This is a genomic window from Priestia sp. SIMBA_032, assembly GCF_046535215.1.
In the GTDB taxonomy this organism is placed as follows: Bacteria; Bacillota; Bacilli; order Bacillales; family Bacillaceae_H; genus Priestia; species Priestia aryabhattai.
On the sequence record NZ_JAWRXD010001696.1, the window covers coordinates 1 to 230 of the forward strand.

Here is a 230-nt window from a genome sequence, read left to right on the forward strand (position 1 = left end):
GTCGTGCCGAGGTGATCTCGCTGGGTTTCCTGCTGTCCCTGTGGGCGGGATCATCGGCGATGGCGAGTTTTGTCGACTCGATCGTGATCGCACACGGCCAGCACAATGTGCGCCATCCGGTCACCCAACGTCTGTTCGCCCTGTGGCTGTACGTGTGTTTCCTGGTGCTCGCGGTGCTGACCCTGCCGCTGGTCGCTCTCGGACCGACCTATGTGCGCGACGTCATCCCC

Annotated in this window: 1 protein-coding gene; it reads left to right on the top strand. The window is 63.5% G+C overall.

Translation table 11 applies throughout. From position 1 onward, the window contains the following. Positions 1-230 (top strand): YhjD/YihY/BrkB family envelope integrity protein (locus SB717_RS40020; protein WP_410908939.1); only part of this gene is annotated, 230 nt, incomplete at both ends.